The following is a 14,504-nucleotide window of genomic DNA, read 5'->3' on the forward strand; positions in this document are numbered from 1 at the left end:
TCGAGCGGATAGTGCAGACGCTTGAGCACCTTCGCGACAGTCGGATTCAGGTTCTGCTTCATCCATCAGATCGGGCGCTCTCGGGACTTCAGCATAGCAGGTCCCCTATTGCGACAAAGCCGGCCATTAAGGTCTTCGCAAAACAAAAAATGTTGCCTAGAATTTCAATGATTCTGATCTCCGACACATGCAATATAGATAAGACGATTGATCATCGGCCTAGACAGGGATCCAGGCGCCCGCCACGCATCGACTGGAGTGATCGCGTGGACCGCTTCGGTAGGGAACGAACGCAAATAAGGAGTTAACCATGAGTTCTCAGGCTACCCTTTCCCCGGTCTACGTACCGATCATCTTGTTAGGCAGCCTCGTTCGGCATGTAATGCTGATTCCGCAGCAGGAGCGACGTCACTACATGGCGTATGTGCGCGAGGTCAACCAGCCGCTCATCGAGGCGATGATCAAGGCGTCACTGGAGGAAGAGCCGCCACGCAGAAGCAAGCCAGAAATCATTGCGCACCCCGTGCCGGAGTTCGTGCTGGACTATAAAACCCTCACGTCCGATCGTGGCTTTGGCGAGCTGCACAGTATTCTGGACTATTTTCCCCGCGGCGCAGCGAAGAAGCTGCAGGGCGATGAAAGGTTACGCGTTCGGCACGAGTATGTATCGACCAAAGCGCCGGAGCACTCGCATGAGTCGAATAACGAAGACGATCGTTTTCTGGAGAGATTGCTTTTCGCACCCTGCGCGGCACTGGAAAAGCACGAGAGGGCTCTCAATGACCCTGCATTCCTCGACCGTCAGATCGTTGTCCTTTACGACCACGATCCACGCTTTCGCGCATTGCTTGGCAGCATCCAAAAAGAAAAGAAAACCAAGGGAAGATTTGGCACACTGACTGAGAACTGCAAAGGCGGCATCGTGCTCGCGATCAACGATCACGATATCAACCGCGATCACCTAGCGCCTAGGCACGCGAACGATTCCGCCCTCGCCTGGTTCCGTGACGTCGTCAACCTCTGTTTCCATGAAGTGTCGCAAGACAAATCCGTCGTGATCGTGGCAGCCGACGCACTGCGCAAGTGCGGCGAACGAATCATGGAGCGCGGCGCGCTCGAATCGTCAGCAAACGACGTGCTGAAGGTCATTCAAAGCAAGGGCTTTGATCTCGACAACTTCAGGAGAAAATGCCGACATCTGGTTATCGTATTCCGGGAAACCAGCGCACTGCATATCGACTTCAAAACAAACGAGGGAACTGTCACTTTCGCGCCAAACTTCGACCGGTATGCGCAGACGCATGACGCGAGCTATGGGCGCGTGCCGGGAAAATTCGCCTCGATGGTAACGAGTATCGTGAGAGAACTGTGCTGGTCGGCCGTCAACGAAAAATTCGACGTATCCGGCGCGTTGCGCATGGCCGTAGCCGCCTACAACTATCACTACGATGCGGGCTTCGCACAAGGCGGACCAGACGCGTCGCCTTTCGAAAGCTACGTGAACATCCTGAGCGGCAAACGCCGCGGCAAGCTCTGCGAGGGATTTCAGGAAGGCAAGGACGAGTATCTGCTCGCATCCGTCCCGTTCAAGGTCAATCCGCCAGTCGAACGAAAATGGGGCCGCATGGATGCAATCGAAAACAACCTCGTCGAAACATTGATCGAGATCGTGCAGTACGGGATTGAGAAGCCGTTTCGAAAAGATAAAAAAGACGCGAAAGCGAAATGGGATATCAATTTTAAGCCACCGGCTTCAATCTTGGTTCCCTATTCAGAATATGGAAAGCTCACCCTTATCGATCCGGATGAAATCGAACGCTTCAGCAGCCTCGCGAAGCTAATCGACAAGTACATCTGGACGCCGACGTGGACAACGCCGCTTTCGATCGCTGTCTTCGGCGCGCCTGGGTCCGGAAAATCTTTTGCGGTGAAGCAGATAATTCAGCGAGTCAGCCCGGACCGAAAGACTGAACCGTTGATTTTCAATCTCGCCCAGTTTTCCTCGCCAGATCAACTCACCGAGGCATTCCATAAGGTTCAGGACAGTGCCTTGGCAGCGCACGAGGTGCCGCTCGTGGTGTTCGACGAATTTGACTCAAATATCGGCAATGACCCGCTGGGATGGCTCAAATACTTTCTCGCACCCATGCAGGACGGCGTATTCCGCGGCAAGGACGCCGACTATCGCGTCGGACGGGCGATCTTTCTGTTTGCCGGCGGCACCAGCATATCATTCGCAAAGTTCAAGAACTTGCTCAGCAATAAAGGCGCATCGCTGGACGTTAAATCCGCGTCTGATGGCAAGGAGGTCGACGAACCTTCAGAACGTGCCAAGCAGGCGAAGCTTCCCGATTTCATCAGCCGGCTCAGAGGACACCTCGATGTCGAGGGCATCAATCCGCCAGAGGGCACAAGCCTAAAAAATACATCGGAATGCCGCATGATATTGCTCCGGCGTGCCATTCTGCTGCGCTCCGCGCTGGATCAACACGCCAAGGAAATATTCCAGAAGATCGATCCGAAGCGGAAATTTGCGAATATCAACGAAGACCTGATTCTTGCATTCTTGTACGCAAAGAACTATGTGCACGGCTCGCGCTCCATGGAGGCCATCGTGCAAATGTCCCGCTTTATCGATGGCTACTACGTCCCAACGTCCTTGCCAACCAAGGAATTGTTGGAAGCGCATGTAGACGTCGACTCTTTCATGAGCAAAATACGCAAGCGCCACCCCGGCTCGGATACGGGCATATGAGACTGCCTGAGACTTGCGTATCCTTCTTAGCTAATGAGGCGAGTTGGCCGAAACTTGGGTCAGAGTGACTCACTTTTCAAAAAGCGGGGGGCATTAATGGTTCAGCCCCGACTCTAGTGCGGCCCTCGGAAAGCATGCGATGGTGACGGTAGGGTAAGACGTCCCGTCCCCACGACCGAGCTGACGAGCGGATGGTCGATATAACTTGAAACTGCCGTCGCGGATGCGCCGAGTGGACAGTTCACCTTTTCGTTGTCGCCGTGATGGCCGCAAAGGCAGCGAAACGCGCCGCTGAGGTCAGCGGTCACGCGTCGTGTTGTGATTCGATCGGGTTTCCACGCATCTGGGTCGAGTACGGCCGAACGCGACGGGTGATTGTCAGCCCAATTCCGGCAGTTAATGTACGCAGTAGGCATGACCGGTGTAATTTCGGGTCAGGGCTACTCAGTAAGCGCCGAACAAACGATCGAGCGCGGCCAGAACCCGGTTCTGTTCGGATTTAAGTGTTCCGGTCGAGGGACGAAGCTCACTGGTTCTCATAACGCCGAGGAATGGGGTTTCCAGTATGAACTTTTCGCCACCGATCTCGATGATCGGAGCCAGATCCTGTGCGATTTTACCGGGTGTGTAATTGCCAGCTACGCGTGTGAGCGGAATAACGACCCGCGATATCAGACTGCCTAGATGATCGCTCTGCACATCGAGGAGATACGACGACTTCGCCTGGATCTGGATGAAGGGTTGTTGTACAGATCAAAACGGGGCCATCAGAACATCCGGTGTTCTTCGAGCGGCAGGCCGTCGTGCTCGATGCGGGCGTTCAGCCCGGCAATGAAGCCCGCGTGCTGGGCCGCCCACGCGCGCGCCTCGGCCCCGTGAACTTCCTCACGCAGGCCGCGCTCGCTGGCACGCGAGATGTTGACGTCCAACTGTTTCGCGCGGTCAAGCAGGTCGGTTGGCAACGACACGTTGGTGGGTTTGCGCGTAGCTTTCCGCGCGGGTTGAGATATGGCCGGTTCGTCAGACTGCCGAATTTGTGCGGAAATCATGTGCGGCCCCTATGCGCATAAATTTGCGCATAGTATCGTACATCCGTGCCTAGACGGAGCGGCGGTAGTTGGTCTGCATAAATCTGTTTCCTCGTGCGGCCAGTCGAATCGGGGCTCGCACAGGCGCTGGGAACAAGTTTGCCTCAGGAAGCTTTGCGGAAAATTGTCCCTCCGACGAGCGTTTGAGGCGATTTTTTTAACTTTCCCGACGCCTCCCACGCGTCGCCGAATTTGAGCTCCGAAGAACGCACTCCCGCTTGACGTTACCTTGTGCGGTGGGGGGAGGTTGAGCTTTGGTATTACGTGGCGCTTGTGTCACGGCTAGGCTAGAACAGAATTCTGCAAGAAGCGGGAACAGTTTTATGCAAACCGACGACGGTCGAAATAGCCTGACGCCATCCGCCGCATGCTACTTGACATAACATAATTTGTCGCTCGCGCGACGTCTGGGCTAGGTTCAGATGTCCGGTGCCAGCCACGATAACATCGGTTATCGCTGCAACCTCATCGCTGCGTGGCATCGCGGAAATGAATTAGCTTTCAGGGAGTCTCGCGGCTACTGATCTTGCGGTATGGGTAGGATGATGGGTAGGCCATCGTCAGGCAGAGTGGGAGTCAAACCTGGCGGCGCTTCGCGGGCAACTGTTGGAGTCGGCTGCCTTCCGCCAGGCATGGCCTCCCGCGCGTTCCAATATCTTCCGCAGACATCCTCCAGTCTAGAGCTTGCAGTTTTTTGCGGCGGGAACGTTTCTGTCACACGGGCTGCGTTCATATCTGTTTTCGTGGGCTGCGATGTTGTCTGTCGTCGTCGCGTCACCCTTCATCCGTCGGCTCGCCGATCGAATCACACGCTGAATGCTGGTAGTGTTGATCTCGCAATCTGGACCGAAAGGCGCGTGCACGGACTGCGCAGACGGGTGATAGGGGCAGCGCCGCCATCAGGCTTTCACGGCTCGGGTTGAAGAGGCGAGGCGCGACGGCATTGACGCGGCGATCTGCTTGCAGGCGGCCAGTTCAGATTGCCATTGGTCGACCTCGATCGTATTCTCGCTAATCTGCTGGAAAACGCGATGACGTATGGTGAACCACCCGTCGAAATCGCGACTGGCATGCAGCATGGAAAATGGACGATGACGCTGCGTGACCATGGCCCTGGCATTCCTGACGATCAGATTGACCACGCCTTGCAACCGTTCGTGCGTCTTGACGCCGCTCGCGGCGGCGATGCGCACTGCGGGCTGGGACTCGCGATAGTCCGAAGACTGGCGCGCCGCAATGGCGGCACGCTGTCCGTCGCCAATGCGGTGGGTGGTGGCCTGCTGGTCTCTTTAGTGTTTTCGTGAGCGGATGAGGTAATTAGGAATTCATACCAAATCATTTGGCCTGAGGCATTTACCTGTTGAGTCACTTTCTGTGCAAGTCGACGGGAGCGCGGTGACCTGTAAGGAATATGCAGTGCCTGAAAAAACGGGGGCCGCGAAGTAGCCAGGGCCACGTTCGTCGGGACGGCCGTGACCGGCGAACGCTCAAGCCGTGAATTGATATATCGGCCTGTCCCCGGCGTACCCGCACAATGTCGGCGATTAGGTCGTCATGGGGTCATCTGCTGCAATAGCCTTGAGAAAAACGATGACACTGCCAGATCGGAGACGATGGGACCGTCGGCGTTCGGCAATGTCGTAATCACCTTGATCGAGCGTTCGTGGAAGGCGCGCGCGGCGACGCGCGCGCCTTCCACGTCGCCGATCCGGATCGCATCGACGATCCGCTGGCGCTCCTTTGACAGGCGCGCGGCCGTCTTGCGCCACGCTTCAAACCGTTTGCCCTGGATCTCCCTCGCAAGTCCGATCTGAACGCTCGCGAGGAACTGGCAAAGTGCAATGAGTAGTGGATTGCCGGACGCTCGTACCAGTGCGTTGAGAAACCGTGTTAGCCCGGCAGCGATGTCTTCGGGCGTGACCGCATGATCGATGGCTGCGAGCGCCTGCTGCATCGCGTCGACCTCCTGCGTTGTCGCACGCGCCGCGGCGAGTTCGGACGCGTAGGTATTGAGCGCGCCGTGCACGCCAAGCACCTGCACCATTCCGACCTTCTCGAGCTGGATCATCGAGAACAGTGAGTTCGCGACCAGTTCTTCGGCTCGTGCGGTCACATAGACGCCTTTGCCATGCTTGATCTCCACGAGTCCTGCGCTGGCCAGTCCGCGTATCGCCTCCCGCACAGTCGTGACGCTCACATTGTACGTTTCGAGCAACTGTCTTTCGGTCGGCAGCTTGTCGCCGAGGGCGAACTGTCTGCCGAGAATCCGCTGGCGGAGATCGTCGAAAACCTGCTGCGTGACGTTGCCGCGCTCCGTGCGTCGCGGTGATGGATCGACTGGGGTGGACGGCATACTGTTCGATGTGTCGAGTGTAGATGGATATGGTTACGAGATCTTGCGCGCTTGCGCGCCGCGCTGCGGTGAGGGACGCTTGAACAGCTCGACGATCAGATCACGCAGCCATATGTTGCCCGGGTCAGTCGAATAGCGTCTGAACCAGTACAGGTTGATTTTCATCTCGTGGCGCGCTCCCGGAAGAACGATCTCCTGATACGGATCGTTTCCTGTCCATTGCTTGAAGAACCCGCCGACCCGGCGCGGCAGGACTGCAGCGAGCCCGGTTTGCGCGAAGATCGCCGGCAGCACCATGAAGTGCGGCACGGACAGCCGAACGCGATCCTGCAGCCCGTGCTCGACGAGGATCTTCGTCGTTTCGGGGTGCGACGTGATCGACACGAATTCGAGCTCCTCGAGTGGACGCGCTATCGATGCGCCCGCCTTGTTCCGCGTTGGAGCAAGGATCGTGTATTCCTCGCCGAACAGCGCTTCTGACTGGAACAGCTCGTCGAGCACAGGCAGGTAGCCGATCGCGAAGTCGATTTGCCCGCTTTCGAGCGCCTGTGTCAATTCGAGTCCCGCCAGCTGACACGTCTCGACACGTACGCCTGGCGCACGCGCCTGCAACTCGCGCACGAGCAGCGGCAGGAATACCACTTCACCGAAGTCGCTCATGTGGATCAGGAATGTGCGTCGGCCGTTCGCGGGATCGAAGCGCGAGCCCTCGTCGAGCATCGTCTGCAGGTTGCGTATTGCCTGCTGGATCGCCGGCGCGATCCGCATCGCCGCGATGGTCGGTTCTACGCCGCCGTGCAGACGGACGAACAGTGGATCGCCGAACAAGGTACGCAGGCGCGTCAACCCGTGGCTGACCGAAGGCTGGGTGAGGTCAAGCCGTACAGCCGCGCGGCTCACGCTGCGTTCGACGTAGATGGCGTCGAACACCTTCAGGAGATTGAGGTCGACCGATAGGATATTCATGTGATCGATATTAGAAATGTATTTCCCTGCATGGACGACGGCAATTCAGCTCCTCTAGACTAGCTGTTCTGGTCGCGTGTGTGTATACGGAATACTCGCTAAACAAGGGGGTTTTTCAACAAACGCTTCCAGGCTGACGTGAACAATCATGCATATCTGGCTGACATGAAACCAGTGAACAGTTAACTGGTATTGTCTATATCGACAACCGCGAAGTACGATGTTGAGGCAACGCCTGCGCCCGGCGGCGCGCTACGGAGGAAACATATGAATGTCATCGAGAACGTCAGCCTGGAGACACTGATTGATTCGAAGCCGGTCGGGCCCGGATACGGGTAATCCGTTGAGGATATTGAACACACCCCGTGCAGAGGTTCAAACGTTTTACCTCGACCTTCCACGCCTTGCCTCATCTAACTTCAGGCTGGCGCTTCCGGGGGCTTTTCGTCAAGCCAGGAGTCTGTCCGGTCCTTTAATAGCAGGGAACCTGGCGAAGCCAGGCACTGCATTCACGATCCGGTCATTGTTTCAGAGGATGCGGCCCGAAACAATTCGTAAAGCTGGTAGTGCCATGGGCCAACATTCGTTTCCGTCTGATCGGTTCTAATCGCTGTGCGACTGGAACTCTATCTTCAATGCCGTCGCACCATGGCATAAGACGCATGCTGACATGTGTGAATGTTTACCTTCGCCTGTCTGCACGCGTAATTTCTTTCCTGCATCATGGAGAATCAGATGAAAAGATCGTTGATGGCGCTGGGTGCAGCCGGCGCGCTCACTCCGCAGCTACCGCTCACGCCCAAAGCAGTGTCACCCAGATGCTGGCCTCACCTACACGAAAAATCAGGGTGGCAGCAGCAATTTTCAGGAAACTAGGGCGGCGAGGCAGCACACCCGTTTGACAACGATAACCTTGACAACTCTTTCCGTATCAACAATTCGATCAAGTACTCGAGTGTCAACGATGGTGGCCTGAAGTTTGGCGGACTGTACGGCTTTTCCAGGAGATCAGGAGACTTCGCCACGAACCGGCATTGGTGCGTCCGCATCGGGTACTTCAAATCGTCTTTCGCTGGCAGCGAATAGCGCACGCTTCACGAACTACGAGTTGAATGGACGATACCAGTTTACCTCTGCGGTCTCGATCTCTGGTGCGTACACATTTGCCGACAGCCGTATTGATAGTGTCGGCCGAAACGGAACCAGTTCACGTTGCAGACCGACTACGCGTTATCCAGGCGCACAGACCTTTATCTGCGGGGCGTCTATCGGCACGTGAGTGACACAGGAAGCAGCGGCATACATGCGGTAATCAACGAGTTCTCAACGTCGAATTCGAACGAGCAGATTGCCGTGACGGCGGGTCTGCGTGTGCGGTTCTCACTGAAGGCGTCTGACTCCTGCGTCTCCTCCGAACGCGTCCGCCGAAGAGGCGGGCGCGTTGCCGAAGCGGGAGCAACAGGCGGATACATTCCCGGCGACCATCATCCTGAACTTTGTAGTTCCATGATATGGCATCCGATGCCGGGCGTTCGCATGGTCGATGCCATGTGAATGCATGGTGACGGTGCCCGCGCAGAAACCTCTCGCTATAGCGGCCTGGCAAACGAGTCTTGGGTGACCGTGTCCCCTGGAGACGTTGCTTATGCTGAAGTGTATGGCACCTTCACTTTATGACAAACCTGAAGTGATCGTCGGAATGTGTGATCGCAACTCGCCTTTCGCGCGAAAGTGGTAATGGGAAAGCCGCGCCGCGAAGGCAGGGATCTGCGGATCGGCATACGTGAAGCACGCGCTCGTCAAAGCAGCCGAGTGGGTGAACTAATGCACCGGGAAAAGTCATCTGTCCTTGCGCGGGCACAAACGTCAGTTGCGAGGTTTCTGCATCGACCCCTGCCGCCGGAAACGATCCCGCTCGATGGACTATACGTCGAGCGCGCAATGAACTCCAATGGTCTGTTGTCTAAAGATGCGAAGGAAGCCAGGTTCTCGAAATTTCCGGGCAACCTGATCGAGCAGGGTCATCGCCATGTCGAGAATCGACTTATCTATTTGTTCCAGTAACGGTACTAAATACGTGGTTAGAACGCGGTACCAATTTGAAACTGGAATTTCTGGTAGTTGTCGCCAGCATGCTTGACGATCGGGAAGCCGACGTCGAGTTTGAGCGGCCCGATGGGTGAAATCCATTCCAGTCCGGCTCCGTAGCTGTACCGCAGGCCGTTCGCACCCGCGCTGTTGCCCGCGTCTCCCCATACGTTGCCGCCGTCGACGAAGGTAAACACCCGCAAGGTACGGTCGAAGCCTGTACCGGGCAAAGGCAGCGTCATTTCTACGTTGCCTACGACCATTCTTGAACCGCCGATCGGGTTATTGGTAGTCACGTCGCGCGGACCGAGCGAACCGGCCTCGTAACCGCGGACTGAGCCAATGCCACCGGCAAAGTAATTCTTGAAGATCGGATATGCATCGCCAGCCAGCCCTTGCCCGTAACCTGCCTGGAAATTCAGTCCCAGGACGAAACCGCGCGCGAACGAATAGTAGTACTGCGCCTGAGTATCAGTCTTGTAATATTCGGTCCCACCGGCCGGCGTGCCCAACTCTGCATTGGCCTGGAGGTAATATCCCTTGCTGGGCACGAGAGCGCTGTCGCGCGCATCCTGCGACCAGCCGACTGTCAGCGGTACGTTGTTCTCCACGCGGCCCATTTTCTGCACGTATTGCAGGTAGGTCTCGGGGGTTGACGAGTCGGTATTGAATCGGTCCTGTTCGAGCCCCAGACCAAAATAAACCATATCCGACTCCGAGAACGGGATGCCGAGCTTCAGATCCGCGCCCACGGAGACGATCCGAAAACTGGTGTCGTTAAAATTGTAGAGTGGATAGGAAGTGCGCCAGTAGACATCGGTGATACGTTTGATCCCATCGACCGTGAAATACGGGTCGGTCTGCGTGACGCTGAGCGTGCGGCCTGTCGACGAGGTATTCACGTTCAGTGCCAGACTGGTTCCTGAGCCAAATACATTGTCCTGCGACACCCCGGCCGAAATGATCGGACCTTCGCCGGAGCCGTAACCAAGACCCAGCGAAATCGAACCGGTCGGCTTTTCTGTGACCTTGACGTCGATGTCGACCTCATCGGAGGTGCCCGCGACCGGCACCGTTGTCACGTCGACGTCGGTAAAGTAGCCCAGACGGTTGATCCGGTCCTTCGACAGCGCCAGCCGGTTCGAATCGAACCACGAGCTTTCCATCTGGCGCATTTCACGGCGTACCACTTCGTCGCGGGTGCGTGTGTTGCCCACAATGTTGATGTTTCGCACGTACACTCGGCGGCTCGGGTCGACCTGCAGCGTCAGGTCGACCTTATGGTGTGCCTGATCGATCTGCGGTTGTGCGTTCACTGTGGCGAACGCGTAGCCATACTCGCCGAGCTTGTCGACGATCGCCTTGGTGGATGCCTTCAGCTTCTCCGCGGAAAAGCGGTCGCCGGATTTGATCTTGATGAGCTTGTTGAGTTCGGCCTCGCGGTCCAGCAGATTACCCACCAGATGGACGCCCGAAATCGTGTACGGCTCACCCTCGTGCAGACTGAGCGTGAGATACATGTCCTTCCTGTCGGGCGACAGTGACACCTGGGTCGACTCGATCGCAAACTCGAGGTAGCCGCGATTCAGATAGTACGAGCGCAGGTTCTCGAGGTCGGTGGTGAGCTTGTCCTTTGCGTACAGGTCGTTTTTCGTGTACCACGAGAACCAGTTCGGCGTGGATTCCTGCATTTCGTCGTGCAGCACGCTGTCGCTAAACACGGCGTTGCCGATGAAGTTGATCTGGCGGATCTTGGCGCTCGGACCTTCGATCACAGAGAACAATAGGCTCACGCGATCACGGTCGATTGGCGTGACCGTGGTCGTGACCTCGGCGGCATAGTAGCCGCGCATCAGGTATTGGCGCTTGAGTTCCTGCTGGGCGCGGTCGACGACCGACTTGTCGTAGTACCGACCCAGCGACAACCCGACGGCGTTTAGCGCCTTGGTCAGGTTGTCCTTGTCGAATTCGTGGATACCTGCGAAATCAATCGTGCCGATCGCGGGACGCTCCTGCACCTGCACGACAACGACGCTGCCTTCCGTCGAAATTTTCACGTCGTTGAAGAAGCCGGTCGTGTACAGCGCGCGTATCGCCTCAGACGCTTTGTCGTCGGTAAAAGTGTTGCCCTGTTTGATGGGCAGATACGAGAAGACTGTGTTCGGTTCGATGCGTTGCAGGCCTTCGAGTCGGATGTCGCTTACCACAAACGAGTCGGTCGCAAAGGCCGAGGCCGCGCTCGCACTCAGGCCGATGAATGTCAGCAGCCGGGTGCAGCGGGCCGATAGTAATTTAAGGTTCATGCAGGTTCACAGGAGAGACACACAATAGGTGGATCGTCGATGCATCTTGGGTCGATATCCGGTTGCGACGGATTTGGGGACAAGACCTATTGCAACGTGACGCCCGAAGCGCAATTCACTTTCGCGAGCCCCGTCACTTGCAACAGCACTTCGGTCATTTGGCGTGCGTCGGCGCGGTGCATCCGGAACGACAGTTCGGCACCGCCGGGCAACCGAAACGTAAGCACCAGGTGGGTCGCCTCGCCCTTGTCTTTGCCGATTGCCCATGCCTCGCACGGCATGGCGAACCTCATGTCATTCTCGTTTTGCCGAATTCGCCGCGACCAGCCGATGGCGTTCGAGACCGCTGCCAACAGTTGATGCATGACCGAATGATGCAAGGCGATGCTGTCCAGTTGGTCACCGTTTAGCATCAGGTACTGGCCGTCGTCAGTCAGTTCGAATGTATGCAGAGAGTGAATCACCAAGGCGACTGGCGGCAACATGAAAGTCCTCCTCGAGAATGTGAGGACAAAGTCTAGGCTATCGAATGTGGTCCGTTGTTACGGGGGGGCTTACTAATTCTTCCCTGGAACGATGTGAAGCATATGAACGGACTTTCCCGGCCGGGCCCAGAGAACCCGAAGGTGTCGGATCTCTCGCCAGGCCGAAGAGAAGTTCAGTTTGCCACCTCGTTCATCGCAAGCTGCATGGGAGGCTGTGCCGTTAGCGCAATGTCCAGTTTGGAGACGCTCGGCGGGGGCAGTGAAAACGCGATCCAACCATATCCTGTATGTCTTAGCAGAAGGACGACGCCGTCAAACAGAGGGCTTCTGTCGACATGCCAGCACGGGTCGGCTTCGAGCGGGTAAAGCCTGGAACGGTCCGGTTGCGGCGGCGGCGCCGGCAGCATGTGCGCGCGGACTTGGCCCAGGTGGGCAATGAGGTCATCAACCTCGTTGACATCGAGCAGAGCCGCATTGTTTCCGATGACAAGGCGGAGCGCGGGTGTTCCGGATTCTTGAAGTGGTTCGACCGACAGACGTTTGTACATAAGGATACCTCTGGATACGGGAAGCTAGCTGCTGACGTGAGGTCTGGCCTGGTTGAACCGGGGGAATCCTCCGCTTCTCCTTGTCCTGCCCCTTGTGCATGCATCGACTAGCAAGACATATAGCTTTCGCATTTATGTTTGAGAGACCAGCATAGGTCGAGCCGCCACGAAATGTGTTTCGATATGTTTACGCGTTATTGGAATTGAAGAAACTGCTCGGTGCCTCAGGCGGATAGTTATTGATTGTTTATCCGGCAGTCAGGATGCCTGCACGGGTCCGTCAAGTCTGCGCCTACGCTGGTGCTGACAAAAACTGGACCAGGATGCAGGCAAAGCGCTGCCTGCCGTCATTGAGGTCGTCAAGGCGATCCGGACCATCGTGCAGTCGGCGATCGCACCAGGTATCAGTCGATCGTGTTTTGTACTTTCTATCGTGACGCTATCCGAATTACTAATTTCGGATCGCGAAAGGAAGGGTAAGTTCGTTGTGGCGCGTTGCCAACGCTTCGCGAAAATCGTTGTGAGCTAATAACGACATCCGGTGAGTGTTGGTCAACGAGTCGGATATTAAAGGCAACGTTTTATGTGCGCGTAAGCGGATCCTGATGTTCTGGTTGATCCGATTGCGGCGTGCATTGCGCTATTCAACGTTTATCCTCGGAGAATCAAAAATGAAAAAATCCATTGTGACTTTGGCGCTGCTAGTTGCCGCCGTCAACGTCGCTTACGCTCAGAACAGCGTCACCCTGTACGGGGTAATCGATGAATCTATCCAGTACACCCATAACGCTACGCCGACCGGCAGCAGTCAGGTGGGGCTCTATTCCGGCAACCTGTCTGGCAGTCGTTGGGGCCTGAAGGGTTCGGAGGATCTGGGCGATGGTCTGAAGGCCATTTTCCAGTTGGAAGACGGCTTCAATGTAAACAACGGCAAAATGGGCAGCTACAACGGCACGACTTCGGAGTTTGGCCGCCAAGCCTACGTCGGCCTGCAAAGCGACCGCTACGGCACCTTTACGGCAGGGCGCCAGTACGATCCGTTAGTCGATATGGTCCAGGGCATTACGGAGGACAACTACTCCGGCAGCACGTTCGCGACCGCTGGCGACGTGGACAACTACGACAATAGTTCCCGCACCAACAATGCGTTGAAGTACGTCTCACCGGTCTTCGGTGGGCTGCAGGTCGAGGGCCTCTACGCACTGGGTGGTGTCGCGGGAAAGACCGGTTCCGGGCAGACCTGGTCGTTGGCGGCCGCGTATAACAACGGTCCGCTCTCGCTGTCCGCCGGTTATTTTGTTGCCGACAACGCTAGCGCCACCACGACGCGTACCGGCTGGTCGTCGACCTCGGACGGCACGTTCGATGGTCCAGTCAACTCCGGCTACGACACGGCTAAGTCGATCAATATTGCACGCGTCGCGGCCCAGTATGTTGCCGGTCCGTATACGTTCGGTTTGAGCTACAGCAACTCGCAATACAAGGCTGACGCCCAGTCCGCCTTTGTCGATACGGAAAAATACAACAGCGGGCAGGCTTTCCTGAATTACCAGGCGACGCCGGCGTTGCTATTGGGGTTGGGTTACAGCTACACGAGGGCGAGCGGCGACACGGGAGCATCGTATAACCAGATTTCCTTGGGCGCAGATTACAACTTGTCGAAGCGCACGGACGTGTACCTCGTCGGGGCATGGCAACACGCAAGTGGGAATCAGCTGAACAGCGACGGCACCGTGAGCAGCGCAGAGGCTTCCATTGGTTCATATGGTGTTGCGGGGACGAGTTCGCAGGAAATGGTCAGCTTTGGGATCCGTCATAAGTTCTAACGGGACGGTCGGGTAATCCGACCGAATGTCGCGAAGTTCCGGTCACCCTGCGTAAGACAAGGTGACTGGCTTCTCGTGTTGGCGGCCGCGAT

At 56.8% G+C, this 14,504-nt stretch carries 10 protein-coding genes and 2 pseudogenes; 5 read left to right on the top strand and 7 right to left on the bottom strand.

All coding sequences use genetic code 11. The features are described 5' to 3' along the window. The first annotated feature begins 310 nt into the window (after window positions 1–310). Entirely contained in the window at window positions 311–2,755 is a 2,445-nt protein-coding gene (locus AC57B6_RS24025; protein WP_496422231.1) for a P-loop NTPase fold protein, read from the top strand. 444 nt (window positions 2,756–3,199) lie between these two features. On the opposite strand, the gene AC57B6_RS24030 is transcribed toward AC57B6_RS24025, so the two are convergent. Next, window positions 3,200–3,490 (bottom strand): CcdB family protein, encoded by a 291-nt coding sequence (locus AC57B6_RS24030; RefSeq protein ID WP_496422439.1) that lies wholly within the window; start codon window positions 3,488–3,490, stop codon window positions 3,200–3,202. Window positions 3,491–3,522: 32 nt separating this feature from the next. Next, window positions 3,523–3,804: a type II toxin-antitoxin system CcdA family antitoxin gene (locus AC57B6_RS24035; RefSeq protein WP_496422232.1), complete on the bottom strand. Its 282-nt coding sequence runs from the start codon at window positions 3,802–3,804 to the stop codon at window positions 3,523–3,525. A gap of 992 nt (window positions 3,805–4,796) precedes the next feature. Here AC57B6_RS24035 and AC57B6_RS24040 point away from each other — a divergent pair. Further along, window positions 4,797–5,147 (top strand): annotated as a pseudogene (locus tag AC57B6_RS24040) (sensor histidine kinase); the annotation flags it as partial. Window positions 5,148–5,395: 248 nt separating this feature from the next. On the opposite strand, the gene AC57B6_RS24045 reads toward AC57B6_RS24040, so the two are convergent. Together AC57B6_RS24045 and AC57B6_RS24050 are read right to left on the bottom strand one after the other, a co-directional pair. Beyond that, window positions 5,396–6,196, bottom strand: a complete 801-nt coding sequence (locus tag AC57B6_RS24045) for a FadR/GntR family transcriptional regulator (RefSeq protein ID WP_030099299.1) — start codon at window positions 6,194–6,196, stop codon at window positions 5,396–5,398. 33 nt (window positions 6,197–6,229) lie between these two features. Then, window positions 6,230–7,162, bottom strand: a complete 933-nt coding sequence (locus AC57B6_RS24050; protein ID WP_025496333.1) for a LysR family transcriptional regulator — start codon at window positions 7,160–7,162, stop codon at window positions 6,230–6,232. Window positions 7,163–8,038: 876 nt separating this feature from the next. Between AC57B6_RS24050 and AC57B6_RS24055 the strand changes: the two are divergent. Together AC57B6_RS24055 and AC57B6_RS24060 are read left to right on the top strand one after the other, a co-directional pair. Further along, window positions 8,039–8,716 (top strand): annotated as a pseudogene (locus AC57B6_RS24055) (porin); the annotation flags it as partial. A gap of 183 nt (window positions 8,717–8,899) precedes the next feature. Next, window positions 8,900–9,226 (top strand): hypothetical protein, encoded by a 327-nt coding sequence (locus AC57B6_RS24060; protein WP_146153378.1) that lies wholly within the window; start codon window positions 8,900–8,902, stop codon window positions 9,224–9,226. A gap of 17 nt (window positions 9,227–9,243) precedes the next feature. Here the strand turns inward: AC57B6_RS24060 and bamA are convergent, their stop codons facing one another. From bamA to AC57B6_RS24075, 3 genes are all read right to left on the bottom strand, one after another. Then, window positions 9,244–11,553 carry an outer membrane protein assembly factor BamA gene (gene bamA / locus AC57B6_RS24065; protein ID WP_474631625.1) on the bottom strand — a complete coding sequence of 770 codons (2,310 nt, stop codon included), beginning with the start codon at window positions 11,551–11,553 and terminating at the stop codon, window positions 9,244–9,246. Window positions 11,554–11,639: 86 nt separating this feature from the next. Then, window positions 11,640–12,038, bottom strand: a complete 399-nt coding sequence (locus AC57B6_RS24070; protein ID WP_028194309.1) for a hypothetical protein — start codon at window positions 12,036–12,038, stop codon at window positions 11,640–11,642. A 173-nt stretch (window positions 12,039–12,211) separates the two neighbouring features. Next, a complete protein-coding gene (locus AC57B6_RS24075; protein WP_042273735.1) occupies window positions 12,212–12,586 on the bottom strand; it encodes a hypothetical protein in 375 nt (124 codons plus the stop codon). Between the two features lie 671 nt (window positions 12,587–13,257). Between AC57B6_RS24075 and AC57B6_RS24080 the strand changes: the two genes are divergently transcribed. Continuing rightward, window positions 13,258–14,412 (top strand): porin, encoded by a 1,155-nt coding sequence (locus tag AC57B6_RS24080; RefSeq protein WP_496422440.1) that lies wholly within the window; start codon window positions 13,258–13,260, stop codon window positions 14,410–14,412. Window positions 14,413–14,504 lie beyond the last annotated feature (92 nt).

It is taken from the genome of Paraburkholderia sp. BGA-UO-ETr-F12 (genome assembly GCF_059567945.1).